At 40.7% G+C, this 26,449-nt stretch carries 23 protein-coding genes and 1 pseudogene; 22 read left to right on the top strand and 2 right to left on the bottom strand.

Annotated features, from left to right (window positions below; genetic code table 11):
• The 9 genes and pseudogenes from AB5Z52_RS01135 to AB5Z52_RS01095 all read left to right on the top strand — a co-directional run.
• A pseudogene (locus AB5Z52_RS01135) lies at positions 1 to 370 on the top strand (hypothetical protein); the annotation flags it as partial.
• Between the two features lie 46 nt (positions 371 to 416).
• Positions 417 to 872 carry a PTS sugar transporter subunit IIA gene (locus tag AB5Z52_RS01130; RefSeq protein WP_003125583.1) on the top strand — a complete coding sequence of 152 codons (456 nt, stop codon included), beginning with the start codon at positions 417 to 419 and terminating at the stop codon, positions 870 to 872.
• 15 nt (positions 873 to 887) lie between these two features.
• Positions 888 to 1,982, top strand: coding sequence for a mannonate dehydratase (gene uxuA / locus AB5Z52_RS01125; RefSeq protein WP_003125584.1), 1,095 nt, complete (start codon positions 888 to 890; stop codon positions 1,980 to 1,982).
• A gap of 1 nt (position 1,983) precedes the next feature.
• Positions 1,984 to 2,616, top strand: a complete 633-nt coding sequence (locus tag AB5Z52_RS01120) for a bifunctional 4-hydroxy-2-oxoglutarate aldolase/2-dehydro-3-deoxy-phosphogluconate aldolase (protein WP_003125585.1) — start codon at positions 1,984 to 1,986, stop codon at positions 2,614 to 2,616.
• A gap of 74 nt (positions 2,617 to 2,690) precedes the next feature.
• Positions 2,691 to 3,407 (top strand): HAD family phosphatase, encoded by a 717-nt coding sequence (locus AB5Z52_RS01115; protein WP_021150364.1) that lies wholly within the window; start codon positions 2,691 to 2,693, stop codon positions 3,405 to 3,407.
• 318 nt (positions 3,408 to 3,725) lie between these two features.
• Entirely contained in the window at positions 3,726 to 4,709 is a 984-nt protein-coding gene (locus AB5Z52_RS01110; protein WP_029486451.1) for a LacI family DNA-binding transcriptional regulator, read from the top strand.
• The gene (locus AB5Z52_RS01105; RefSeq protein ID WP_096710735.1) at positions 4,706 to 6,100 is read left to right on the top strand and encodes a glycoside hydrolase family 1 protein; all 1,395 of its coding nucleotides are present in this window, start codon (positions 4,706 to 4,708) and stop codon (positions 6,098 to 6,100) included. Before AB5Z52_RS01110 ends, AB5Z52_RS01105 begins: the two co-directional genes overlap by 4 nt.
• A 243-nt stretch (positions 6,101 to 6,343) precedes the next feature.
• Positions 6,344 to 7,147 (top strand): AraC family transcriptional regulator, encoded by an 804-nt coding sequence (locus AB5Z52_RS01100; RefSeq protein ID WP_003125590.1) that lies wholly within the window; start codon positions 6,344 to 6,346, stop codon positions 7,145 to 7,147.
• Positions 7,144 to 8,067 carry a DMT family transporter gene (locus AB5Z52_RS01095; protein ID WP_081131949.1) on the top strand — a complete coding sequence of 308 codons (924 nt, stop codon included), beginning with the start codon at positions 7,144 to 7,146 and terminating at the stop codon, positions 8,065 to 8,067. Before AB5Z52_RS01100 ends, AB5Z52_RS01095 begins: the two co-directional genes overlap by 4 nt.
• A gap of 424 nt (positions 8,068 to 8,491) precedes the next feature.
• On the opposite strand, the gene AB5Z52_RS01090 is transcribed toward AB5Z52_RS01095, so the two are convergent.
• Positions 8,492 to 9,658, bottom strand: coding sequence for an ROK family transcriptional regulator (locus AB5Z52_RS01090; protein ID WP_096710734.1), 1,167 nt, complete (start codon positions 9,656 to 9,658; stop codon positions 8,492 to 8,494).
• A gap of 250 nt (positions 9,659 to 9,908) precedes the next feature.
• Between AB5Z52_RS01090 and xylB the strand changes: the two genes are divergently transcribed.
• From xylB to rbsK, 8 genes are all read left to right on the top strand, one after another.
• The gene (gene xylB, locus AB5Z52_RS01085; RefSeq protein WP_096710733.1) at positions 9,909 to 11,405 is read left to right on the top strand and encodes a xylulokinase; all 1,497 of its coding nucleotides are present in this window, start codon (positions 9,909 to 9,911) and stop codon (positions 11,403 to 11,405) included.
• Positions 11,406 to 11,501: 96 nt separating this feature from the next.
• Positions 11,502 to 12,809, top strand: a complete 1,308-nt coding sequence (gene xylA / locus AB5Z52_RS01080; RefSeq protein WP_231477704.1) for a xylose isomerase — start codon at positions 11,502 to 11,504, stop codon at positions 12,807 to 12,809.
• A gap of 532 nt (positions 12,810 to 13,341) precedes the next feature.
• The gene (locus AB5Z52_RS01075; RefSeq protein WP_231477703.1) at positions 13,342 to 14,148 is read left to right on the top strand and encodes an alpha/beta hydrolase; all 807 of its coding nucleotides are present in this window, start codon (positions 13,342 to 13,344) and stop codon (positions 14,146 to 14,148) included.
• Positions 14,149 to 14,444: 296 nt separating this feature from the next.
• A complete protein-coding gene (locus AB5Z52_RS01070; RefSeq protein WP_003125597.1) occupies positions 14,445 to 15,470 on the top strand; it encodes a LacI family DNA-binding transcriptional regulator in 1,026 nt (341 codons plus the stop codon).
• A gap of 234 nt (positions 15,471 to 15,704) precedes the next feature.
• A complete protein-coding gene (gene rihC, locus AB5Z52_RS01065) occupies positions 15,705 to 16,622 on the top strand; it encodes a ribonucleoside hydrolase RihC (RefSeq protein WP_005470538.1) in 918 nt (305 codons plus the stop codon).
• 11 nt (positions 16,623 to 16,633) lie between these two features.
• On the top strand, positions 16,634 to 18,004 hold the full coding sequence (gene dcuC, locus AB5Z52_RS01060) for a C4-dicarboxylate transporter DcuC (protein ID WP_003125600.1): 1,371 nt from the start codon (positions 16,634 to 16,636) through the stop codon (positions 18,002 to 18,004).
• Between the two features lie 4 nt (positions 18,005 to 18,008).
• Positions 18,009 to 18,509, top strand: a complete 501-nt coding sequence (locus tag AB5Z52_RS01055) for a GNAT family N-acetyltransferase (protein ID WP_131732007.1) — start codon at positions 18,009 to 18,011, stop codon at positions 18,507 to 18,509.
• 4 nt (positions 18,510 to 18,513) lie between these two features.
• Complete coding sequence (rbsK, locus tag AB5Z52_RS01050) at positions 18,514 to 19,425, top strand: ribokinase (protein ID WP_288551445.1); 912 nt, start codon at positions 18,514 to 18,516, stop codon at positions 19,423 to 19,425.
• 148 nt (positions 19,426 to 19,573) lie between these two features.
• On the opposite strand, the gene AB5Z52_RS01045 is transcribed toward rbsK, so the two are convergent.
• The gene (locus tag AB5Z52_RS01045) at positions 19,574 to 20,665 is read right to left on the bottom strand and encodes a substrate-binding domain-containing protein (RefSeq protein WP_005470543.1); all 1,092 of its coding nucleotides are present in this window, start codon (positions 20,663 to 20,665) and stop codon (positions 19,574 to 19,576) included.
• A 200-nt stretch (positions 20,666 to 20,865) separates the two neighbouring features.
• On the opposite strand from AB5Z52_RS01045, the gene AB5Z52_RS01040 reads away from it, so the two are divergent.
• The 5 genes from AB5Z52_RS01040 (at position 20,866) to AB5Z52_RS01020 (ending at position 26,448) form a co-directional block, all read left to right on the top strand.
• A complete protein-coding gene (locus AB5Z52_RS01040) occupies positions 20,866 to 21,753 on the top strand; it encodes a carbohydrate ABC transporter permease (RefSeq protein WP_003125604.1) in 888 nt (295 codons plus the stop codon).
• A gap of 13 nt (positions 21,754 to 21,766) precedes the next feature.
• Complete coding sequence (locus AB5Z52_RS01035) at positions 21,767 to 22,633, top strand: carbohydrate ABC transporter permease (RefSeq protein ID WP_003125605.1); 867 nt, start codon at positions 21,767 to 21,769, stop codon at positions 22,631 to 22,633.
• Between the two features lie 18 nt (positions 22,634 to 22,651).
• Positions 22,652 to 23,911, top strand: a complete 1,260-nt coding sequence (locus tag AB5Z52_RS01030) for an ABC transporter substrate-binding protein (protein ID WP_003125606.1) — start codon at positions 22,652 to 22,654, stop codon at positions 23,909 to 23,911.
• On the top strand, positions 23,908 to 24,951 hold the full coding sequence (locus tag AB5Z52_RS01025; protein ID WP_003125607.1) for a glycoside hydrolase family 76 protein: 1,044 nt from the start codon (positions 23,908 to 23,910) through the stop codon (positions 24,949 to 24,951). Before AB5Z52_RS01030 ends, AB5Z52_RS01025 begins: the two co-directional genes overlap by 4 nt.
• Before the next feature lie 207 nt (positions 24,952 to 25,158).
• Complete coding sequence (locus tag AB5Z52_RS01020) at positions 25,159 to 26,448, top strand: glycoside hydrolase family 125 protein (protein WP_113849336.1); 1,290 nt, start codon at positions 25,159 to 25,161, stop codon at positions 26,446 to 26,448.
• Position 26,449 lies beyond the last annotated feature (1 nt).

The following is a 26,449-nucleotide window of genomic DNA, read 5'->3' as shown; positions in this document are numbered from 1 at the left end:
GGTTTTGGCATTATTGGCTTTAATCAGTGAAAATGAACGACAAAACACTGCGTTTGCGTTCTTGGATGAAGGAAGCTATGGCGAACGAGGATTAGAAGTTTTGCGAGACTCAGCCAAACGCAAGGCTACGATTTATTATCTGGATTCTGTTGGTGCCAAAGCACCTCTACATGTAGTAGGAACAGAGTTTGATCGCAAACAATTAGCACGACTCGGAATCCTTCAAGAAGAAGGAATCCATGCAACAATCAATTATGTGATCAGCGGAAATAAGGAATCAACAGAGGGATATTATCTGCCTAAACAATTATTAAGGCAAAAAGACATCAATATGGAAAATGTAAACAAGACGATTGCCTTGTTACAGTAAACGTTTTGCATGGAAATCCATGCAGGGAGACAAAGGAGGAATGACAATGTTGGGAATCGTACTTGCTACTCATGGCACATTAAGCGATGGACTGAAAGATGCGGCAACAGTCATCATGGGAGCAGTCGAAAATATAGCGACAGTCAATTTGTATCAAGGAGATGATGTTCAAGCACTGGGAGAAAAAATCAGTACCGCGGTACATCAAGTCAATCAACAAGAAGGGGTGCTGATCTTAGTAGACTTACTGAGCGCTAGCCCTTACAACCAGTCAGTTTTGACGATCAATCAGTTAGAAAAAGAGCTGCAAGAAGAAGTTTACGTTATTGGCGGTACCAACTTGCCGATGGTGTTAGAAGCAATCAATCATCAATTACTGCAAACACCAATTGCATCAGCGGCACAAGCAGTGATCGATCAAGGAGAAGATAGTGTTGCTTTTTGGCATATCTCGAATGAGACGCCAGCTGCTGGCGATGAGGATGACGATGATGATTTTTAAGAAAGGATGTTGACTATGAAATGGGGCTTTAGATGGTATGGCGAAGGAGACTCGATTCCTTTGCAAAATGTCCGTCAAATACCTGGCATCAATGGGGTCATCGGCACCTTGTTAAACAAACTGCCAGGAGATATTTGGGAAATTGCCGAAATTGAGGAATTAAAACAATCAATCGAAAAAGAAGAACTGACATTACTAGGAATCGAAAGTGTGGCGATCCATGACGCGATCAAGGCAGGAACAGAAGAACGGGATCACTACATCGATCATTACATTCAGACGATCAAAAATCTTTCTGCTTGTGGCATACATCTGATTTGTTATAGTTTTAAGCCGATTTTTGGTTGGGCAAAAACCAATCTTTTTTATGAAAATGAGGATGGCAGTTTCTCATTGCTGTATGACCAAGCAGTGGTTGATGGGATGGAACCTAGCGAAATGTACACATTGATCCACAGCCAATCAAAAGGATTCAAGCTGCCTGGTTGGGAAGAAGAACGGTTAAAGAAATTCAATCAGCTGATGAAGACTTATGACGGAGTGACAGAAGAGGTTCTTTTCGATAACTTGGCTTATTTTCTGAAACGAATTATTCCTGTTTGCGAAGAAATGAATGTTAAAATGGCCATCCATCCGGATGACCCGCCTTGGGAGATCTTCGGCTTGCCGCGAATCACCAAAAACTTGTCTGACTTGAAAAAAATATTGTCTATTGTTGACTCTCCTTATAATGGATTGACGCTATGCACTGGTTCGTTAGGCGCCGATCCGAAAAATGAACTAGTGTCGATCATCCATGAGGTTGGCGACCGAATTAATTTTGTACATTTCCGAAACGTTCTCTTTATGGGAGACCGCAAATTCAAAGAGTCTGCACACTTGTCTACAGAAGGTTCACTAGATATGTATGCCATTATGAAAGCCTTGGTGGATGTAGGATTTACTGGAGTGATTCGTCCAGATCATGGGCGAACGATCTGGGGGGAAGTAGCAATGCCAGGATATGGTCTGTATGATCGAGCTTTGGGGATTAGTTACTTGCAAGGACTGCATGAAGCGGTTGTCAAATCGCAAATGTCTGCAGAAATTGATCAGAAAGCGGGGGAATAGAATGGCAAACGTCGAATCATTGACCGAACATTTAGCGGCTACGAAAGTTTTACCGCTTTATACCGCCATAGACATGTCGTTGCTAGATCCACTAGAAGAATTATTGATTAAACATGATATTCGTTTGATTGAAGTGACTTTCCGCAGCGAACTGGCGTTAAAAGCAATCGAACACTTAGCACGCTCAGGGAAGTTGCTCGTGGGAGCCGGCACGGTGAGAACACTTGAAGAAGCCCAACAAGCGGTAGCAAAGGGGGCCCAGTTTATTGTCTCTCCAGCTATTGTTCCAGAAGTTATCGATCACTGTCTAAAGAATCAGATTCCGATTTTTCCAGGAACAGCGACACCAAATGATATTCAGAAAGCCGTATCGTTTGGGATCAAAACTGTGAAATTTTTTCCAGCAGATATTTATGGCGGGTTACAAGCAATCAAAGCGTTAAGCGGTCCCTTCTATGATGTTCGATTTTTGCCAACTGGCGGAATCTCTAAGGACAATTGCCAAGACTACCTTGCTCATCCGCAAGTAATCGCAGTTGGGGGTTCTTTCATCCTTTCAGAAGAGCTGGTCAGAGATTATGAGCAAGGGGATGCACATTTAGCATCCTTAAAAGCAATTCTTGAATCGACCTGAGTATCAAAACGAAGAGCGGTGCGATCTAATGCTAGACGCATGGCTCTTTTTTAAAATAAAGTAGGAGAAAGCGAATGAACACAATCCAACTAGTAATTTTTGACATGGATGGCTTAATGTTTGAAACAGGACGACTTGCCTACCGTGCCTATCTAAAATCTGCTGAAGAACACGATTTTGAATTGATCCACGATGTCTATTATTATTTGACCGGGAAAAGAGAAGCCGAGATTCGTCAAGGAATGAAAGAGTTGTACGGCGATGTCCCTGTCGACCAATGGCGGGATTCGATGAACCGATACAAAGAAGCCATTTTAGCCGAAGAAAAAAGAGTCTACAAAAAGCCAGGTTTGCTCGATTTACTAAAGGAGCTGAAGCAGCACACCTGCCAAATCGCATTAGCCTCCTCTTCTTCCCGAGAAAAAATCGCCACCTATTTTGAGCTAGAAAAGATGCCGTCTACCTTTGATATCATCGTAGCTGGCGATCAAGTCAAGCAAGGAAAGCCCGATCCGGAAATTTTTTTGACGGCTTGTCGTCAGGCGAAGGTTCTCCCAAAAGATGCCTTAGTCTTAGAAGACTCGTTTGCCGGGATAGCTGCTGCTGAAAAAGCGGGCATCTCAGCGTTTATGGTCGAAGATGATTTGACAGACTTACCGACAAGAAAAGGAAGATACCCATTGAGCAAACAACCAATCATCGACAAAGAGGCGCTCTTTCAAGGTGTTCGGCGTTTTACTGATTTAACCGAAGTCAAAGACTTTTTACTAGCCAATCAATTACTTGGATAAGCGGGACATTGTTTGGTTTAATCTAGATGAATGGTGCTGACTAGCTCTTGAGACATCTTGCAGACCATTCATCTTTTTCTTTTTTTCGGAATTTAGTGGAAAGAGAAAATGAATACGCATCCAAAAAAAAGATTGCAATTCTACAGAAACGTGCTATAGTTTAAAATTGAACCGGTTCAATTTTTTAACAAGCTGATGATTTTTATTAGATCGTGAAGGGGATCAACACTCGTTACCAAAAGCAAATCAATGAATCCAGCGATTCATAATCATTAGAAAATGGATCGTGAAAAATGGCATCAGAGAAAGGTGAGAAACATGGCTTCGATTCGAGATGTTGCGCAATTAGCAGGTGTTTCTGTAGGGACTGTTTCCCGATATTTGAATGGACATCAGCTGAAACAATTGAACAGAGAAAAGATTGCTGCTGCTATTGAGTCGCTTGACTACAAAGAGAATATTATTGCGAAGGGTTTAAAGAACAATCGTAGCTATTCATTTGGCTTATTGATGAATCGTATCTCCAGTCGTTTTGGCTCGGAAGTTGTTTCTGGTATCGAGAAAGTCGCGGAAGAAAATGGCTATAGTATTTTGCTGAGTGGTTTTACGAATAGCAAAGAGGACCATGACAAACTCGATTATTTATTGCAGCATGCTGTCGACGGATTGATTGTTTTCTTTTCTGATGAAAAAAAGTTTGATTTGTCGAAATGGCAGGACATTCAGATACCCATTGTCTTTTTGAATCATCCTGAGACACAAGGAATCGCCGATGTTCTCTTATTGAACGACCGTCAAAGTGTTTTTGACGTCATCAACCATTATTTAGCAGCTGGACATAAAAAAATCGGTTATCTTTCCGCTCCACAGTCGGATCACACTGCGAGAGAACGACTGTTTGGTGCGCAAGCTGCTATGGCAAACAATGAAGCAGAAATGAAAATCGTGGTGGGGGACTACACAAGACAAAGCGGTTATCGGGGAACTGAAGAATTAGTCGCATGGGGAGCGACTGCAATTTTTGTCAGTAACTACAACATGTCAGTGGGGGCTTTGGAATGTTTCAATCAAAAGAGACTGATCGTTGGAAAAGATATCGCCTTTGGTCACTATGATTATCTTTCTGAAGCAGAACAGAGTTTGTTGCCGCAAATAACTGTGAATCCGCCAGCAGAAAAAATGGGGGAGAAAGCCGCAGAACTTGTCTTAGAACGAATCAAAATGGGAAAAGCGGCCACTGAAAAACAAGTGGTCTTAATGGAAAATCAATTACTAGGATTACCGAAGGGAGCAGAAACATGAAGGTTCAATTTCCAGAAAATTTTTGGTGGGGTTCCGCAGCAAGCGGCCCACAGACAGAAGGTCGGGTAGCCGGGGACGGCAAAGGCGAGAATATTTTTGATTACTGGTATGCCAAAGAACCGGAAAAATTTTTTGATCAAGTAGGTCCAGACCAAGCATCGGAAGTCTATCTCAACTACAAAGAGGATGTCCAATTGATGGTTGAAACCGGCCATAACTCTTTTCGGACTTCGATTCAATGGAGCCGTTTGATTCCGGATGGAACGGGGGCAGTCAATCCTAAAGCTGTTTCTTTTTATAATGATTATTTTGATGAATTGATCAACAATGGGATCGAACCATTTGTCAATCTGTATCACTTTGATATGCCAATGGCATTACAAGAAAAAGGCGGCTGGCTCCAGCGAGAGACTGTGGAGGCATATGCCAGATATGCCAAGACATGTTTCGACTTGTTTGGGGATAAAGTCAAAAAATGGTTTACTCATAATGAACCGATCGTTCCTGTTGAGGCGGGCTATTTGTATCAATTGCATTATCCAGAAGAAAGTAACATGAAACATGCCATTCAAGTCGGATTTAATGAAGCATTGGCTTCCGCTTTGGCGATCAAGGCTTACCATGAAAGTGGGCAAACTGGTCAAATCGGCATCATACTGAATCTAACTCCAAGTTATCCAAGAGACAGTAATAATCCCGAAGATGTTCGAGCAGCAGAAATCGCGGATGCTTTTTTCAATCGTTCATTTCTTGATCCTGCGGTCAAAGGAATTTTCCCAGAAGAACTGGTGAAAATCGTGAAAGAATTAGACATGGTACCTGAGATGCAAGCGAGCGATCTCGACATCATCAAAAATAATACTGTCGATTTGTTGGGGGTCAACTATTATCAGCCACGGCGAATCAAAGCGAAAGAAACGCCTGTCGATCCTGCAGCAGAGCCAATGCCAGAAAATTATTTTGATGTGTATGATATGCCAGGCAAAAAAATGAATCCTTATCGTGGTTGGGAAATCTATGAAAAAGGCATTTACGATATCCTGATCAACCTGCGGGATAACTATGGCAACCTGCCGTGCTTTATCTCCGAAAATGGCATGGGGGTTGAAAATGAACGTCGTTTCTTAGGTGAAGATGGGATGATTCATGATGACTATCGGATTGAATTTGTCTCAGAGCATTTGAAATATGTTCATCAAGCAATTCAAGAAGGGGCAAATTGCCTAGGCTACCACATGTGGACCTGCATGGACAACTGGTCATGGACCAATGCTTACAAAAATCGATATGGCTTTATTTCTGTTGATTTAGAAAATGACCGCAAACGGAGTATCAAGAAATCAGGATATTGGTTCAAGCAAGTCTCTGACAATAATGGCTTTGAGGGATGATTTTTCCGTGAGCATGCGCCGATAAAATGTCTGGTAAATCCAAACTAGAAGAGCGGATCAAACAATTAAAGCAGATAGAGGAAAGGCGATCTTTCTTTTATCTGCTTTTTCGTTGGTTCATAAATAGGGTCTGGAAAGGTTATCTAGAAAGGTTAAATGTAGGATGATTCCGAGAAAAGCATGGAATATTTTACAAGAAATCGAAAGGTTCAATGCTAAAATAGATAGAAAAGGAGGAACAGTATGAAAAAGGTTCACTATGATGAAATAGTTGGCATTGAGGCCTATGCGTTAGAAAAGTATCAAAAGAGCTTTCCCCTCCATTTTCATGATTATTATGTAGTGGGTATTTTGTTAGCAGGAAGAAGAAAGCTGTATTGCGGAGAGACACAAATCCTCGAAAAAGGCGATCTGAATTTATTCAATCCCTATCAGCCTCATAGCTGCCAAAGTCTGGAGAACCAAGAAATCACCTACCACGCCCTCAACATTTCCAAGCAAGCAATGACACAAGTGGTAAAAGAAATTACCGGCAAAAAGGATCTGCCTTATTTTAGTCAAGTCATCCTGCGAAACAATAGCACAGGAGAACTAGTCGAAGAATTGTACCAAGCGATTCTTTCAAAGAAATCACCTCTATATCGAGAGGAATTGATGTATTTGCTTATTGAAAACTTGCTTGCCTATACAGCAGAAGGGTATCAGAATGAACCCGTTGAAAATGTCCTGTTAGAAAATGTTTGCCATCATTTACAAAAAAATTATACAGAAGACATTCGTTTAGAGAATCTCGTTGCGTTGACGAATTTGAAAAAAAGTTCTTTCATTCATCAATTTACAAAAAACTATGGCATGACACCTTATCGGTATCTGTTATCGATCCGAATCGATGAAGCAAAGAAATTACTGGCAAAACAGCAGTCCTTATCAGAAGTAGCGTTGATGACGAATTTCTCCGATCAAAGTCATTTCTCCAATGTATTCAAAAGCTTTATTGGGCTGACACCAAAACAATATCAAAAAATGTATTTAAGGAGTACAGAATGAATCATTTATTTAAGAATCCCCATGTCACTGCCTTGATCACGGTTTTCTTCTGGTCAACAACTTTTATTGCCACAAAACTGCTGCTGATTGATTTTTCACCCACGGCGATATTATTTTTACGATTTATCATCGGACTAGTGGCGTTGAGTGTGTTATCCAAATTTAGCAGGATACACTATCACTTTCGTCAACATCTTTATTTGATGGCAGCAGGAATATCTGGCGTTTGTTTTTATTTCTTTTTAGAGAACATAGCTTTAAGTTATACAAGTACATCGAATGTTGCGGTGATTGTTTCCATTTCTCCACTCTTCATTGGCTTAGCCTCTGCTCTCATTTATCGAACGAAATTAAAGGGAACATTCTTTATTGGTTTTTTGCTTTCTTTTTGTGGTATTTTTCTGATCAGCTTTGCAGGAAATCTTTCGTTTCATCCCTTTGGCGACTTTTTAGCTATAGCAGCCGCCCTGATGTGGATGGTCTATTCACTGTTGGTCAAAAAGATCGCTAGTTGGGGACATTCCGTGATCGACACGACGAAAATGATCTTCCTATATGGCATTCTATTTATTATGCCGCTGTTCTTTTTGACGAAAAGTTCCCTTTCGTTAGATAAATTGCTTCAAACGGACAATCTGCTTTATCTGCTGTTTCTTGGACTGGGGGCTTCCGCGTTGTGCTTCGTTCTATGGAATTACACCGTCGAACAGCTAGGTGCTGTTATGGCTGGCCTCTATATTTATTTGGTTCCTGTGACGACATTATTTGCTTCTTTTCTTATCCTAGGAGAAAGGATCAGTTTAGTGAAACTACTAGGCGTGACGTTAACGCTATTCGGTCTTTTTGTATCAGAAGGAAAATCAAGCCTTCCAATAAGGGCAAGACTAAAAAAGACAAAACTAAAGAACCAAGATGAGTAATGATCAAAAGCAATGGGGAAAATTCAAGCAATTCTGACTTTGTAGGTCTATTCCTTTTTTAGAAGGGGAAGAGACCTTTTGATTTTGAATAGGAGTAAATGATTGCAGTCGAAATATATCGTTGGCGGGATCACTGCAGGAGACATAAAAGAGTAAGCCGCTGGGAGAAGGGATTGATGAGGGGGTTTCAATATTGTCTTGCTGGTACTGTATGATATAAGGAAAAATAAAGAATGATAACCAAAGTATCTGACAGGAGAACACGTATGAAATTGTGCAGGAGCACAGAGTACTCCTGCAGCGCAGCGAGAGTCAGTTACCCAAACTTATGTCCCAGTCCATTTGTTGTGTTGCCACTTATTGAAGTTATACGGTGGCTAAATGAATCAGTGGATTTTCTGTATCAGAAAAAAATTTTTATGGATTAAAGGAAATCAACCGTTGGAAAGCGCAGATCTTCAATGTTTAAGAAGTTCTTGGCAATCAGAACGTTACCACCGAACAGAGGTGCCTGTTCGCCCAAACGACTGTTTTTGATTTTCGTATTCTGAGTGAACTGACTGGTTAATTTTTGTTGCAGGTCTTTGGTCAATTGAGGGATTTTGCGATAGACAGAGCTGTTGATATAAACCTCTTCAGGATCGAAAAATGTAATGACATTATTTAAGCCGATACTCAAAAATTCGACATTTTGTTGTGCTAGTTCAAGCGCTGATTTCTCGCCAGAACGAATAGCCTTTGCAAAAATATCTGAATTGACAAGCTCTTTTTTTGTATAGTGACTGTAGGTATCGAATAAAACTTTATTAGAAGCGTATTGCTCTAAACACCCGCGATTTCCACAAGGACAAAGGTTTCCATGAGGGAACAATGTAGAATGACCCACTTCTCCAGCTGTTCCGTGAGTTCCTGTCTGTAAACGTCCATTTACAATGATGCCGACACCGATGCCGCTATGAATACTTACACTGAGCAGATTAGTTGAATCAGACGAAAAGCAATACTCTCCTAATGCAGTCAAATTTGCTTCATTTTCGATATAGACTGCGGTATGGTATTTCTGACTAAGAGGAGAGACCAAATCAATGTGTTCCAGATCATAATAGGGCGTAAAAGTGATGTTCTCCTGATTAACGATACCGTGGATCGCTAAACAAATACCAACCAATCCATGGGTAGTAGGAGGCATCTTGGGGGTAAATTCAGCCATTATCGAATCAATCGTGGTGAATACGTTGTCTTTTGTAATCAAGATATCTTGTTTTTCCAAAATGGCTATTCGTTGACCATTGATATAAGATAGCATGCCATTGACATAATTATAACCAATATCAAACGTAATCGCTAAGCTGCTTTGATGATTGAACTGAAGCTGGATAGGTTTGCGTCCGCCAATCGATGTGGAATCACCAATTCCTACTTCTTTGACAAAATCGGTTTCAATCAATTTTTTCATTATTTGCGAAACAGAGGCTTTGTTAAGATTCGTTAAGTTGGAAACTTCAGCTCTAGAAATATGTTCGTTATCAATGATGGTTTTCAGGACGGCAGCTTCATTCTGCTCTCGGATGCCCATTTTGTTAATAATCATAGTATCTCCTTCTTCGTCTATAGTAATGTTAGTTTACCGTGCAAATTAATAAAGTGCAAGTTTATCTGTAAAAGGAGATATTCCTCAGTTAGGTGCTTAAAAAAGTCTCAAATAACTGTTGAAAGCGCTTGACAAAAATGGATAGGTCGTTTACTATCCAATTAGTTAGTTTTTTAAGCAAATTAACCTAAAAGCAATATTTTGTAAACCATAACAAATAAGAATTTCATCAGTAGCAAAGGAGAAGAATATGGCTTATTTACTAGGACTGGATCTAGGAACGAGTTCTTTGAAAGGATTGGTTTTTGATCAATCAGGAAATCTGATTGACACTGCTAGTGCAGACTATCCATTGTCGTCCCCCCGACCTGGATTCAGTGAGCAAGATCCTAATCATTGGCGTCAAGCGGCTCATGCAGTCATTAAAGCGTTGATCGATAAAGTGCCTGAGTTGCGCAAAGAATTGATCGGCATCAGCTTTTCAGGACAAATGCACAGTTTAGTCTTGCTAGACGAACAAAACAAGGTCATTCGACCAGCAATTTTGTGGAACGATGTTCGGACGACGAAGCAATGTCAGCGAATCATGGAAGAGATGCCAGAGATTCTTTCAATCACAAAGAACATTGCACTAGAAGGATTCACATTACCTAAAATCTGTTGGGTTCAAGAACATGAGCCTGACAATTGGCAGAAGGTCCAGCACTTGATGCTGCCGAAAGATTTCTTAGCATTGTGGCTATCAGGTACCTATTCAATGGATTATTCGGATGCTGCTGGGACATTACTACTGGACAGTGAGAAGAACTGTTGGTCTGCAGAAATCCTCAACAAGTTTGCTATTCCAGAAGAAATCTTACCGACACTTTTTGAATCAGCAGCTGAAGTCGGGACACTGGTCCCTGATTTACAAACAGAATTTGGCTTTGAAAAAGAAGTCAAAATCTTTGCTGGCGGCGCCGATAACGCATGTGCCGCGCTAGGATCTGGGATTATTGACGAAGGCATTGGGATGGTATCGATCGGTACTAGCGGTGTATTCTTATCTTTTGAAGCGCAGAAGATTGATTACCAAGGGAAATTACATGTTTTCAATCATGCAGTGGCAAAAAAACAATACTCGATGGGTGTCACACTAGCTGCCGGTAACTCACTAAGTTGGTATCGAGATACATTCGCAGAAGGAGTAGACTTCTCCGAATTGCTAGCAGATATTGGGGAGGTTTCTCCCGGAGCAGATGGTCTGCTGTTCACCCCTTATATTGTTGGTGAACGAACTCCTTATACGGACAGCACTGTCAGAGGAAGCTTCATAGGGATCGATACCCATCACCGACGTCGGCATTTCAGCCGAGCGGTCTTGGAAGGCATCACTTTTTCTCTGAAAGACTCTCAACTGATCATGGAAGAAGAAGCAAAACGGAAATTTAGCAAAATCGTTTCTGTTGGTGGGGGTGCGAAAAACAAAGAGTGGCTTCAGATGCAGGCGGATATTTTTGCTGCAGAGATCACAACATTATCCACAGAGCAAGGTCCCGGCATGGGGGCCGCGATGTTAGCGGCAATCGGAAGCGGACTTTATCCTGACGAAGCGGCTTGTGTGAAGGCTTTTGTAAAGTATGGGTCAGTAATCCAGCCAATCGCAGAAAATGTAACGGAGTATCAACGGATTTATTCTGTTTATCATAAAGTGTATCAACAAACAGCACCTCTTTGTCGCGAATTGGCAGCATTGCAGTCAGAGTAATCAACGAAAGAATCGCCACTACTAAAGGTTTCATGTAACTTATTTTAGAAGTAAGTTAGTTTGTTATGTTAAAAAACTAAAAATGGAGGAACCAAAATGAATTATTTTCCAACGATTGATAAAATCAAGTATGAAGGTCCAGAAACGGCCAATATGTTTGCTTTTCGGCATTATGATGCAGAAGAAGTAGTCCTAGGCAAGAAAATGAAAGACCATTTACGGTTTGCGATTGCCTACTGGCATACTATGACACAAGATGGTTCAGATCCTTTCGGGGCACCGGTCAATCAGCGCACTTGGTTCGGTGAAACGGAAATGGAAACCGCGAAAAATCGAGTAGAAGCATTCTTTGAAATTTGCGAGAAGCTAGGCGCTGAATTCTTCTGTTTCCATGATGTTGATGTAGCACCTTCTGGTGAAACTTTAGAGGAGTTCTTCCAAAATTTAGATGTGATCACAGACCTGATCAAAGAAAAGATGGATCAAACAGGCATCAAATTGTTATGGAACACAGCCAATATGTTTTCTCACCCACGATTTAACAACGGTGCAGCTTCAACGAACAATGCAGAAGTCTATGCCTATGCAGCTGCCCAAGTTAAAAAAGGGTTAGATATCTCTAAAAAACTAGGCGGCGAAAACTACGTCTTTTGGGGTGGTCGTGAAGGGTACGAAACGTTGTTGAACACAGATATGAAATTCGAACAAGACAATATTGCTCGCCTATTTAAAATGGCAATTGCTTATGGAGAAAAAATTGGTCACAAACCGCAATTTCTATTAGAACCTAAACCAAAAGAACCGTCGAAACATCAATATGACTTTGATGCCGCAACGACGATGGCCTTTATCCAACATTATGGCTTAGAAGGCGACTTCAAGTTGAATCTTGAAGCCAATCATGCAACTTTAGCTGGGCACACGTTTGAACATGAAATTGCTGTTGCTCGTAGCTATAATGCATTAGGATCTTTAGATGCTAACCAAGGAGATATGCTTCTAGGATGGGACACCGATGAATTTCCAACGAATGTTTTTGACTCAACGCTGGCATTATACGAAGTATTGGAAAATGGCGGTATCGCACCAGGCGGTATCAATTTTGACTCCAAAGTCCGTCGTTCATCTTTTGAAATGGAAGACTTGCTATTGGCACATATTGCTGGGATGGATACCTATGCACGAGCATTGAAAGCCGCAGCAAAAATCAAAGAAGATCGTTTCTTAGATGAATTGAAGGAAAAACGCTATGCCTCATTTAACGTAGGGATCGGCGCAAAGATCGTGGCAGATCAGGAGGATCTTGAAAGCTTAACGGATTACGCATTGGCACATGATCAAGTGGAGCTGGAATCTAGCCACATTGAGTACGTGAAATCTCGTTTGAATGATTACTTGATTTAATGAAATAGGCTGTGACATAAGCCGAAACAGATAACTACCTAATTGCTACCAGAGAAGTCAGCAAGTTATGGCTTTTTGAGGCAAATCGACCATTTTCGTCAGGAGGCGACCCTTCTGATCGGGTAATTATTTGTTCAACTTATGCCACAGTTTTTTTTATGAAAAAAACAAAAATCTGTTATGTATGATTGAAAATATGATACGATCATATGTAATCGTTTTATTGTGATTGCTGGGAAGGATTATGAACAGGTCTTACAGCAAATGGGATTCTTTTTCCTCGGGATTTTCATGGGGCGATTGCTGCCGCGTACAAGATTGAAGGAGCCTGGAATGAAGGGGCAAAGGACTTTCGATCTGGGATACCTATTCTCAAATTGTCGGCAACCCCTTTGAAAAAAACAAGAGGAATTCGCCATCGATCGTTCCTTGACTTGACAAGTAACTACAGCTGGTCTAAAAATCTAGTATACTCATCTACAAATCAAAGAACCAGTTGTTAGCAAAATTATCATGAAATGAGGCAATTACTATGATCCATGAAGTGATCCAACCGTTTTCTAAAAGTGAAGCAACGCTTACTACCTATGTGATTGACAACTCTGAAGAGATGGAGCAGGATCGGTTGCGACCGGTAATCATTATTTGTCCTGGCGGAGGCTATGAGTTTTTATCAGACCGTGAGGCTGAACCCATAGCAATCAAGATGATGAGTTTTGGGTTTCAGGCATTTGTTCTCCACTATAGTATCAAACCCCATGTGTACCCATTAGCATTGCAAGAGCTTGCTGCGAGCGTTCAATTGATTCGCCAAAATCATTCACAGTGGCACGTTGATCCGGAGAAAATCATTGTCGCGGGCTTTTCGGCTGGTGGGCATTTAGCAGCAAGTTTGGGCGTATTTTGGCAAGAAGACTTTTTAACAGAAACATTGTCAGGAGCCAATCACGAATGGCGCCCAAATGGGTTGTTGCTAAGTTATCCGGTTCTTTCAAGCGGTGAATTTGCTCATGAAGGGTCTTTCCGTGCTCTTTTAGGAAACCGTTATGACGAACAAAAGGCGCAGCTTTCCCTTGAAAAGCAAGTAAGTCGCAACACACCACCAACATTTTTATGGCACACATTGGAAGATGGTCTGGTACCGGCAGAAAACAGTCTCTTGTTTGCAAAACAACTGCGTAAGTTTGACATTCCTTATGAATTACACATTTTTCCTAGAGGTGGGCATGGTCTAAGTCTCGGAACCAAAGAAACGGCCAGTGGTGGCGAACACGCCATTGAAGACTCGGTGGTTCGTTGGCCCGAGCTTTTTGCCGATTGGGTTCGATTTAATATTTAGTTAGAACCAAGATCACTCACGCAAAGAATGATTAAACTAAGGAAACGTGTAAAAGAACAGGACCGGACTTCTCGAAACCCAAAAGAACGTCCGGTCATTGTTATGTTTCATGGGTGCTGTATTTTAAAAACGCAATAGGCGCTCTTTACGTAGGCGAATTCCAAATACTCATGTCAGAAAAAATAGCCAATCGTTTGACTCTGAATGTCTTACATAAACAGAGCTATGATAGAATAGAGAAAGGACGAACCTTAAGGACTGGCGTAGAATAAAACAGGAAAGCGAGGAGAAGAAGAGTGAAGATCCGCTTGAAAGATATCGCTGAAGAAGTAGGCGTCTCAATCGCTGCTGTCTCACAAGTCTTAAATGACAAACCGATTCGCATCTCGGAAAAGAAAAAACGCTTGATCAAACAATTAGCGAAGGAAAATAATTATTCGCCTAATATTGCGGCAAAAAGTTTAGTGCTAAACAAAACAAATACGATCGGATTGGTCATACCAGACATCAATAATCCTTTCTTTGCACAATTAGCAAAAGTACTGGAAGACCAGTTGCGAAAAATTGGTTACCTTTTGATTTTAGTCAATTCAGATGATCACTTTGCGGCAGAGAAAGAATTGATTCAATTATTGATCGATCGTAATGTGGATGGACTGTTACTAGCCCTTTCGAGTGAATCTTATACTTACGAAGAAGAGTTGAAAGAGTTTTTAAGCAGTATTTCTGTACCATTGGTGCTGGTTGATCGAGGGTTGGATAATTTTCCGGTTGGACAAGTGTTTTATAATAATCGACAAGGCGGCTATCTTGCGACCATGGAATTGATCAATAATGGCCATCAAAACATTGGTATTATGATGAACCCCGATAAAAATATCAACTGTATTTATCGCTACCAAGGATATCTGGATGCTCTGAAAGAAGCGCAGCTGCCCCAGCAAGAAAGCTGGCGGGTGGTCACAAAATTTCAGTTTGAAGATGCCTATGACAAAGCAGACCAGCTTTTGAACAATCAAGCAATCACCGGTATCGTGGCGGGAAATGATTTGATTGCTTTAGGGATCATGAAAAGAGCCAAGGAGTTAGGAATCAATATCCCAGAAGAAATGTCCATCGTTGGCTATGATAATTTGATTTTAAATGATTTATTAGAAGTACCACTTACTTCTGTCGAACAAGATGTGACAGTTCTGGGGGAAAAAGCAGTTGCTTCTTTATTATCAGCGATGAAAGAACAAGCGCCGCGTTATCTTCAATTGACGCCAAAAATCGTACGAAAAAAAAGCGTTGGCAAACGGTTGGAATCAAAGATAGAATGAAAAAGGTAATCGTTGTGTTTATATCAGGACGTAGCTGTTTAACTGATCAACACAACGATTGTCTAGGTTAGAATTCAGCGCAAATTTATGGAAAGCTTTTTTGTATTCGTTATTGACAGCGCTTTACATAAGTGGTATTCTTTGGGAGAACAAATGATAAAACGTTTTATCAAACGTTTTTTATTTTTAGCCGATTGATAAAACGTTTTATCAAAAAACGAAAGGGGTTTACTTATGAACAAAGCAGTAATTATTGATACGGATCCGGGAATTGACGATGCAGTAGCATTAGGAATTGGCTTGTTCAGTGATCAGTTAGACGTGAAATTAATCACGACAGTTGCTGGAAACGTAGGGATCAAATATGTGACGGAAAATATGTTGAAGTTGCTGACTTTTTGGAACTTGAAAATTCCTGTGGCCCAAGGCGCAGCTGGACCTTTGCTTCGTGAAGTAAAAGATGCCAGCGATGTTCATGGTGTAACAGGAATGGCAGGGTACGAGTTTCCAACACCAAATCGCAGTTGTTTATTGGAAGAGAGTGCCGTTGAAGCCATGCATCGCACATTGATGGCTTCTGCAGAGAAGATGACGATTATCGCAATCGGACCACTGACTAATATTGCACTTCTTCTTAAAACGCATCCTGAAGTCAAAGAAAGAATTGAAGAATTGGTTTTAATGGGTGGTGCGCTAGGCAGAGGAAACTTTGGTATTTTGTCAGAGTTCAATATCGCGATTGATCCGGAAGCAGCCAAAATCGTTTTTGAAAGCGGTCTTTCGCTAGCAGTCGCACCATTAGATGTCGGGTTGAAAGCACTGGTTTATCCTGAAGACAGCGAAAAAATCAAAGACATGAATCAAACTGGAGATATGATGTACCACCTTTTCAAGAAATATCGAGGTGGAAGTTTTGGTACCGGATTAAAAATGTACGACAGCTGTGCTTTAGCTTACGTTCTTTGTCCGGAAATGTTTGAGATCAAAGAAACCTTTGTCGCAGTAGAAACAAAAGGGGAGTATACTTCTGGCGCTACGATCATCGATCTGAACAATAAACTTGGCAAAGAAAAGAATTGCCGTGTCTGTGTCGATGTCGATGAGAATAAATTCAAGGAATGGTTTTTACATGCAATCAGTCAGTGTAAATAGGAGGGGAAAAAATGATTGAAGCAATTTTAGTATTAGTTGTTTTAGGTATCGTTGGTTATTTTATTATTAAGAGTTATAATCCAGCGCTTATTTTGATTATCGGTGCGATTGTCTTATTAGGTGCGTCGGTGGCATTGGGAAATCCTCTCTATCCTGAAGGAGAAGGAACTGGTCTGGCTTTCTTTGATATTTTTCTGAAACTGAAAGACACGATCATCTCACAAGTTAGCTCAGCAGGATTAGTGATCATGATTTTATTTGGCTATTCCGGCTATATGAATTTGATTGGTGCCAATCAAAAAGCGGTCAATATCTTAGTCAAGCCAATGACCAAAATCAAATCCAAAGCGTTGTTTATACCGATTGTTTTCCTGTTAGGAAATTTGATGTCTCTAGTTGTTCCAAGTGCCTCTAGTTTAGCAATTATTTTAATGGCTATTTTGTATCCGCTCTTACAAGGTATTGGAATTTCATCAATGACAGCAGCAGGGGTCATTGCAATGACCGCAACGATCATGCCAACACCATTAGGAGCAGACAATGTGATTGCTGCACAAACGTTGGATTACAACATTCTGACTTATGTGCTGTATCATGCGAAGGTCTCGATCCCAACCTTACTTATTTTAGCTGTTGTCCACTACTTCTGGCAAACGTATTGCGATAAAAAGGAAGGTTCAGAAGCGTTTGTCGAGATGAAAGAAGTTGAAAGTGCGGCGGATGAAAAAGTTGTCCCGACATTTTATGCCATTTTGCCATTATTACCTTTAGTCTTGATCATTATCGTTGGAATTATTGGTATTTTTAGAGAAAATGTGACGATGGACATTTTTGTTTTGACAATGATCTCATTCTTCGTAGCATTGATCATTGAAGGGTTCCGTAAGAAATCATTTAAGATTGCCCAAGAAAGTGCAGTCGAACTGTTCAAAGGAATGGGACAAGGTTTCAGCCAAGTCGTTATGTTAGTAGTCGGGGGTTCCTTATTCACCACAGCGATTCAAAGTCTAGGCGTGATCGATTCTTTGATGAGTGCGGTTGAAAACTCTCAATCTGCCGGTGTTCTAACCACACTGATTTTCAGTGGCGCGACAGCGTTATTTGGTATTTTGAGTGGTGGTGGATTAGCCATGTTCTATGCTGTGATCGAGCTGATTCCCAATATTGCCCAAAAAGCCGGTATCGATGGTATCTTGATTGCGCTGCCAATGCAAATGATTGCTAACTTAGCGCGGACGATTTCACCAGTTGCAGCAGTTGTCATGATCGTTTCGTCATCGATTGGTGTGAGTCCGGTTCGTTTGCTGAAACGGACCAGTGTTCCTACGATCATAGGAATTATCCTAGTAGTTGTCTTGTCGCTGTTGTTACTGCCTTATTGATTTGATGGATAAGTTAATATATGCATGCCATGAAGAACTGGATGAAATTTGGCAGTTGTTTGTTGATGCAAAAAAAAATATGGAGACACAGGGGATCTGCCAATGGACAAGCAGTTACCCTGATAAGGATATCGTCAAAACAGATATCTGTAAAAAACAATTACTGATTCATAAAAATGAATCAGGAGAAATCGTTAGTGCAGGAACCCTTAGTCCAGAATTTTTGGCGCACGAAGAGAGTCATGGGTATAATGAACATACAAAATGTATCCAAAGGCTCGTGACAAAAGCATCAGAAATGGGGAATGGGTTGGGCTCGGCTTGGGTGAAAACTTGTCTAAGAGACTTTTGTAAAGCAGGGGATGCCATTTATTCTCTGACCAACCATACGAATGAGCCGATGCAGCACTTATTTGAGAAAACCGGTTTTTCTTTGATAGAGACAACTTCTGTTACGGGTCGCGAAGCGTTTGGCCCGTTCTATATATACAAAAGAAATAGGTGATTTAGTGGGTAAAATAGCAGTTTTGGGCAGTGTGAATATGGATATTGTTATCACGACTGGGCGAATGCCAAAAATTGGCGAAACGATCATAGGAGATCAAATTGATTATTTTGTCGGCGGGAAAGGGGCCAACCAAGCAGTTGCAGCCGCCCGTTTTGGCGGAACAACGACATTCTTAGGAAAAATTGGTCAAGATACGTTTGGGGAAAAAGTCTATCGACACTTAAGTGAAGAGCAACTGGATGTTCAGTCAGTTGCACAAGAAAAAAATATCTTTACTGGTATCGCAAGTATTTTTAAATTACCGCAAGATAATTGCATCACTGTAATCTCCGGTGCCAATGGACTGATAGATCGTGAATATGTAGATCAAATAGCTGATAAAATCATAGAAAGCGATGTTTTGCTGGTACAAATTGAGATTCCGGTAGATACGCTTCGGTATGCGTTACAGCTCGCAAAGGAAAATGGCGTGACAACACTACTGAATCCCGCACCTTATCATGATATCGTAGGGGAATTACTGCCTTATGTCGATATCTTAACGCCAAATGAGACGGAATTTGCCACATTGATCGGTAAAGAATTGATCCCTGAACCTGAAATCGAAGCAACGATTCTAGCTTGGCAGCAAACGCACGCTACCAAATTGGTAGTGACACGAGGCAGTCAAGGGGTAAGTTTCGTTGATTCCGGTAAAATCGTGACCGTGGCATCAAAGAAAGTGACCGTCGTTGATACTACCGGTGCAGGAGATACCTTCAATGGTATCTTAGCGGCTGCATTAAGTGATGGGGTGCCATTTAAAGAAGCGGTCGTTTTAGCGAATCTTGGTGCAGGACTTTCTGTTCAAAAATTAGGTGCCCAAACGGGGATGCCTACAAGAAAAGAAGTCGCAGTCATCGAGAATAACTAAAAGGAGGACTGTCTAGTTTAAAGAATGACAGCTATCCCAATAAACACACCTCCGTTCTGACTCGTTCAGCGAGTCAGAACGGAGGTGTGTTTTTTTGTCTATTTGTAGTCGGATCGCTAATGTACTGCTTCGATAGAGGAACAGACGATCATCTAGAAATAACGGAATCTCCTTCAATCAACCGATAGCCGAGGTTGATCTTTTCAATCGTATCAGGATGAGCAATTTTTGTCAGTAAAAGATCAATGGCATGCTTGCCGATGGCTGTTTGGTCTTGCTCGATATGAGTGAAAATAAAAGCATTCAAGTCAAAAATGTTGACGGTAGGATGGTCAAAGCAAACAACTGAAAAGTCATGTGGGACTTGCCTTCCCAATTGTTCAATCGCACTCTTGGCAAGTAAAGCAATATTGTATTCTGTGGTAAAAAGAGCTGTGATCTCTGGGTTCTTTTGAAGAAAGGCCACGATAAGTGCCACATCATCTTCGATCTTGCGAGAAGAACTGGGGACCACAGAGTCGATCCTCGACAAGATCTGCTTTTGGCTGACAGCCCGGTTGGCATCCACATGCGCAGAGAGAAAACCATTGACTCGTTCATCAATCGTTGAAACACTGCTATCGGAAGTAATCAAGCCAATCTTGTCATGGTGTTTGGCAAAGAGATAATTTGTCAATTCTTTTGCAGCAGCAAAGCTATCCGTTTGCACACTGCAGATCGGCAAATTTGCCATCAGACGATCAATTACAACGATCGGGAAATTTTTAGAAATCAATTCTAAGATTTTTGGCGAGGTATATTCTGATGATGTCGGCAGTAGGATCAAACCCTGAATGCCCATTTCAATCAATTCTTGGATCAACTCATTTTCGCGATCAGGATCACCATAACTGATCTTGACGATGAAATTGATTTCTTCAGTATTTGTTTCTAGAACTGTTCGCAGTATTTGAGCGCCAAAAAAGTCTGTAAAGTTGGTGATGATCAATCCGAAAATGAGTTTGTTCGGAACAATGTCTGCCTTCTTATTTGTGACAACGACAGAACCTTTTCGAGGCTTTCTGACAATGTAGCCATCCTCTTTTAACAGATCCAGTGCTTTTTTGACCGTGATCGTACTAACACTATAGGTAGTTGATAATTCTTTTTCAGTAGGCAGTGTGTCATTGATTGCGACAGTGCCTGTTTCGATTTGATGTTTCAAATCTTCATAAATCGTTTGGTACAAAGGTTTACTCATGCATGCGCCTCCATTTCTCAAAAAATAAAAGAACTATTTATGTATATATTAAATATATTATATTAATAAAGCAAGCAGTTTAATCAAAAAAACTTTTTATGAAACCGTTGACATATTCTTTTTAATTCTATATAATTCGCTTGTAAAGATATTTAATATATTAAATAGTTTTATATTATATTTAATAAGGGGGTTAATAAATGGAGTTAGGAAAGAAAAAGAGAGGGATCAATGAACAGCAAAACATTGCCTATGTATTTATTCTGGTTCCTGTTCTTCTACTAGTTGTTTTTGCAATTATCCCGATAGTGATGGCACTTTTCTATAGTTTTACCGATTATACGATCATTGAAAGCCCCAATTGGATCGGTTTAAAGAATTTCACGCGTATCTTTCAAGATGAATTTTTCTTTATTTCCTTAAAGAACACTATCGTCTACACCTTACTGTATGTGCCATTGGGATTAGTCGTCTCTCTAGCAGCCGCCATGTTGCTGAATCGCAAAATGAAGACCACCAGTCTTTTCCGAACATTTTTTTACTTGCCAGTCTTATGTTCATCGGTGGCTACAGCAACCATTTGGTATTGGCTCTTAAATCCACAGTATGGTTTGCTCAATCAGTTGCTTAGTTTGATTGGAATCAATGGTCCAGCTTGGCTGTATAGTTCCAATTGGGCAATGACTGCAATCGTCATTATGAGTGTCTGGATGAGTTTTGGCGGAAACATGATGATTTTCTTGGCGGGTTTACAAGGGATCAATCCTGCTCTTTATGAAGCAGCAGATATTGAAGGCGCAAATGCGTGGCAAAAATTTAAGAGTATCACTTGGCCCCAATTATCCAAAACAACATTCTTAGTTAGCACACAATTGATCATCGGCGCTTTCCAAGTATTTGACCAAGCCTATATGCTGACAAAAGGCGGACCTGGAAATTCCACAATCACCCTTGTTTACTATATTTATAATAAAGGATTTGGTGGACTAGAAATGGGGTATGCTTCTGCGCTGTCATTTATCTTGTTCATGATCATTTTCATTTTTTCACTGGTGAATATGCGTTTGACCAATACAGAAACAAACTAAAGGAGAAAAAACGATGGCTAAAACAAAACATATGCAGTCATTCATCTGGTATTGCTTGGTGATTCTGATCAGTTTGACAACGGTTCTGCCGTTTATCTGGACCTTGTCGACATCCTTTAAATCCGATAGCGAGATTCTCAGTGGATCGATGCAAATCATTCCAAGCCACTTTACTTGGGATCATTATAAAGAAGTTTTTGAAACGATGCCTTTCTTAAACTATTTAAAAAATTCATTGATATTAGCACTTGGGGGTGTAGCGACAAATTTATTTTTTGGTTCATTAGCTGGTTATTCTTTTGGTCAGCTGAAATTCAAAGGGAAGAAACCAATCTTTCTCGTTTTTCTAGCTTCAATGATGGTTCCAAGTATTGTCACAATGATTCCAACCTTTATTGTGCTTCGCGGATTCCCGTTGGCTGGAGGAAATGATCTAACTGGTACTGGTGGGTTAGGATTGATCAATTCCTATTGGGCAATCCTGCTTCCCGGAGCAGCAGGAGCGTTCTCGATTTTCTTTATGAAACAATTCTTCGAACAATTACCAAAAGAACTCGGAGAAAGTGCTCGAATCGATGGTGCAAGTGAGTTCAAGATTTTCTGGAATGTTTATTTTCCGCTAGCAAAACCTGCTTTGACAACGCTAGGTATTATGACTTTTCAAGCAGGCTGGAATGCCTTTATGTGGCCGATGATTGTCTTGAATGCAGATGAAATGAAAACGGTCCAAGTTGGACTGGCAGCTTTCCAATACAACTACAATACAAATTATGGTCCATTGATGGCAGGAACGATTTTGGCAACACTACCTGTTTTAGTTCTATTCATTTTTGCACAACGAAATTATGTACAAGGCATGGCAGATGCCGGTATCAAATAAAACGAAGGAGTGAATGTGATGAAAAACATAATCAAAGGATTGCTGTTAGTAGCAGCGATGACAGTGTTAGGTGCATGTGGTGGAGGCAATGATCAGGCAAGCAATGATGGAGCTGGCGGAAAGCAGAAAATCACTTTTTGGGGTTCTTGGAGTGGTGACCAAGTCGATCAGCTCAATCAATTGATCGATCAATACAATGATAGCCAAGACAAATACGAGGTGACCTACAAAGTTCAAGACAACGTTGAAGAAAAGCTGCTGACCGGAATGGCGGGTGGCGAAATTCCAGATGTTATCTTGTGGGATCGCGTCAATACAGCGATGTATGCCAAAAAAAATGCCTTATTGGATCTAGATGATTTGATCAAAAAAGACAATGTAGATATGGGCGATTTTTATGAAGAAACTGTCAAAGAAATGCAATACGACAATAAACAATATGGAATCCCACTTTTAGTAGACAACCGCTCTCTCTTTTATAACAAAACATTACTGAAAGAAGCTGGAGTAGAACCACCAAAGACTTGGGATGAGTTGTTGGATGTTGCGAAGAAAACAACAAAATGGGATGGAAAAACGTTAGTGCAAGCTGGTTTTTCTCTTGATGACGTTGGATTGTTCAATATGTGGTTGCAGCAAGCTGGCGGAACCATGCTGAACGCTGATAATACTGCCACTGCTTTTAATTCTGAGGCAGGAATGACCGTTCTTGATTTCTGGGATCAATTAATGAATCAAGCGAAGGTCTATCAACAAGGATTTAATGATGGATCTGATGCATTTGCAGCTGGTAAAGTTGCGATGACCTATAACGGACCTTGGGCATTAGCAGATTATGATAAAGTGAATGGCTTGGATTATGGGGTCGTCCCTCCAGTAACTGGACCAAATGGGGACAAAGGGGCGTTGACGGGTGGCTTTGGTTTAGTGATTCCCAAAACGGCCAAAAACCAAGAAGCAGCTTGGGACTTTATTAAATGGTGGACGACCAACCCAGATATCGGTGTCGAGTTTGCAAAAATTTCCACTTGGCTACCAGCAAATATCGAAGCAGCGCAAAATACCTACTTTACTGAAAATGAGAAGTACAAAGCTTTTGTGGAAACCATGGATTTTGCTAAAATTCGACCAACTGTTATGGGGTATTCCGATGTCGAAAAACTAGCCCTTATTCCACAATTAGAAAATGTCTTTTCTGGAAAAACAACGCCGCAAAAAGCACTAGAAAATGCTCAACAACAAGGTGACAAAATATTGAAAGAAGGATCAGGAGAATGACCGATTTTAACAAGTATGCCGATCTTGCACAAACAAGTATCGATTATTTCTATCAAGCAGCTTCCAAAGAACAATTTATGAACAACGTTTATCCATTGCGGGATGAGAAAGAAAATGAAACCTTCAATTACTGGTGGATCGCGCATTTAGTGGATGTACGCATTGATGCTTATCTGCGGACCAACGATATGGCTTACTTGCAGCAAGCAGAAGAAACCTATCATTACAATAAAGCAAGAAACCATAACACATTGCTGCATGAATTTTATGATGACATGTTGTGGAACGCATTAGCTGGATTACGTTTGTATGACTTGACTAAGAAAAAAGAATACCTAGCTGACGCCCGAGAAGTATGTCTGGATATTTTTGATACTGCTTGGAATGATCATATGAATGGCGGATTTGCTTGGAAACGCACGCAGCTTGACTATAAGAATACACCTGTAAATGCACCAATTATTATTCTAGCATTACGTCTGTATCAAGTTGAAGCCAATGAACGCTATCTGACTACAAGCCAACAGACACTAGAATGGATGAAAAAATATTTGGTACAGCCGGACACACAATTCGTAGAAGATGGTATCAATCGTAATGGCGATGGCAAAATCGATGTGCAATGGAAATTTACTTACAACCAAGGGGTCTATATTGGAGCATTGATAGAATTTTATCATGTGACTGACGATATTTCTTATTTAAAAGATGCAATCACTTGTGCCAAAACATCCTTTGAAGTTATTGGTAAAGATGGGGTCTTCAATGATGAAGGAGATGGTGGTGACATTGGATTGTTCAAAGGCATTGAATACCGTTATTTGAATCTCTTAGTCAAAGAAGCAGAAAAAGTGGGCTTAGACATAGCCTCCATCAAAGGATTTGTGACATCCAGCTGTGAACGCTTGTTAGAGCATAGTCAGAAGGAAGGACATCTGTTAGCTTACCGAGACTGGTTAGTCGCAGAAATTCCAACTAGTGTTTTCTTGTCTGACCAATTATCAGGGGTCATGGCATTAGAAAGTGCTGCAATCATTTAAAGTTTGAAGAGAAATATCAGTAGACAAAGCGAAAGGACTGGCAGCAGATTTTCAAGATCAGCGAAGGTTGGTTCATTCTTAGCAAATCGGGCATAGGATGGAGGATTGAACAGTCTTGAACATCAACTACCCGAAGCTTCTCGTTGCAGAAAGACCAGCGGCTTTGTCTACTTTTGTCGGCTCTTCTTTGTAAAAGGGGAAAAGAAGATGGGATACAGCGAAATACCGAAAGTAATTAAGAGTTTTATGGAGAAAATCACGTTGCTTTGTGGCGAAGACCATGCAAATTGGGCGGAAAACTTTAATGCGGCATTTGCCAATACCGTATTAACCACTGTCAAGAAGCAAGAAGATGGCAGTACCTTTGTTTTGACAGGTGATATTCCTGCAATGTGGCTGCGAGATTCAACCGCTCAAGTCCGTCCGTACCTGTGTTTAGCAAAAGATGATCAAGAACTGTCTGATATGATTGCCGGATTAGTCAAAAAGCAATTTATGTTTATCACTATCGATCCTTACGCCAATGCCTTCAATGAAACAGAAAATTTTGCCGGACACCAAGATGATCTAACCGAAATGAACGGCTGGATCTGGGAACGGAAATATGAGATCGATTCATTGTGCTATCCGATCCAGTTAGCCTATCTACTTTATAAAAACACCGGGCGCACCGATCACTTTGATAAAAACTTTATTGAAGGGGTCAAAAAAGTCCTAACCGTCTTTCGGACAGAACAAGATCACGCGCAGTCACCATATCAATTTGAGCGCCAAACAGAACGTCAAGAAGATACGCTGAAGTTCGCCGGCAAAGGAACCCCAGTTGCTAAAACAGGGATGACTTGGTCAGGATTTCGTCCAAGCGACGACGCTTGTGTCTATGGCTATTTGATTCCGTCAAACATGTTCGCTGTTGTGATATTAGGTTATTTGGAACTGATTTTCTCCGACATTTTAGATGTGCCTGAATTAGTGGCCGAAGCAGCCGATTTAAAGCAAGAGATCCAAGCGGGGATCGAAAAATATGCGTATACGACGAATCAAGCTGGCGAAACGATCTATGCCTATGAAGTGGATGGGTTAGGCAATGCCTCTGTCATGGACGACAGCAATGTACCTAACCTGATTTCTGCACCTTATCTAGGCTATGGCTCCATGGAAGATCCAACTTATCTAGCTACGAGAAAAACACTTTTAAGTGACGAAAATCCTTATTACTATCAAGGCGAATTTGCTAGTGGGATCGGCTCATCTCATACACCGCATAATTTTGTTTGGCCGATCGCGATGGCGATGACTGGATTGACGACACCAAACAAAGAAGAAAAAGCCCAAATTTTAGATCAGTTGGTAGCGATCGATGCAGGAACGCATTTGATGCATGAGGGTATCAATGTCAATGATCCAACGGATTACACTCGTGAATGGTTTTCTTGGGCAAACATGATGTTTTGTGAGCTAGTAATGGATTATTTCGATATTCGAGTAGAAAAGTAGG

The sequence above is a fragment of the Enterococcus sp. RTP21361st1_A6_RTP21361_211029 genome (assembly GCF_040910045.1).
Classification (GTDB): Bacteria; Bacillota; Bacilli; order Lactobacillales; family Enterococcaceae; genus Enterococcus_D; species Enterococcus_D gallinarum.
Note: the sequence above shows the minus strand (reverse complement) of the source record. Positions and strands in the feature narration are given on the sequence as shown.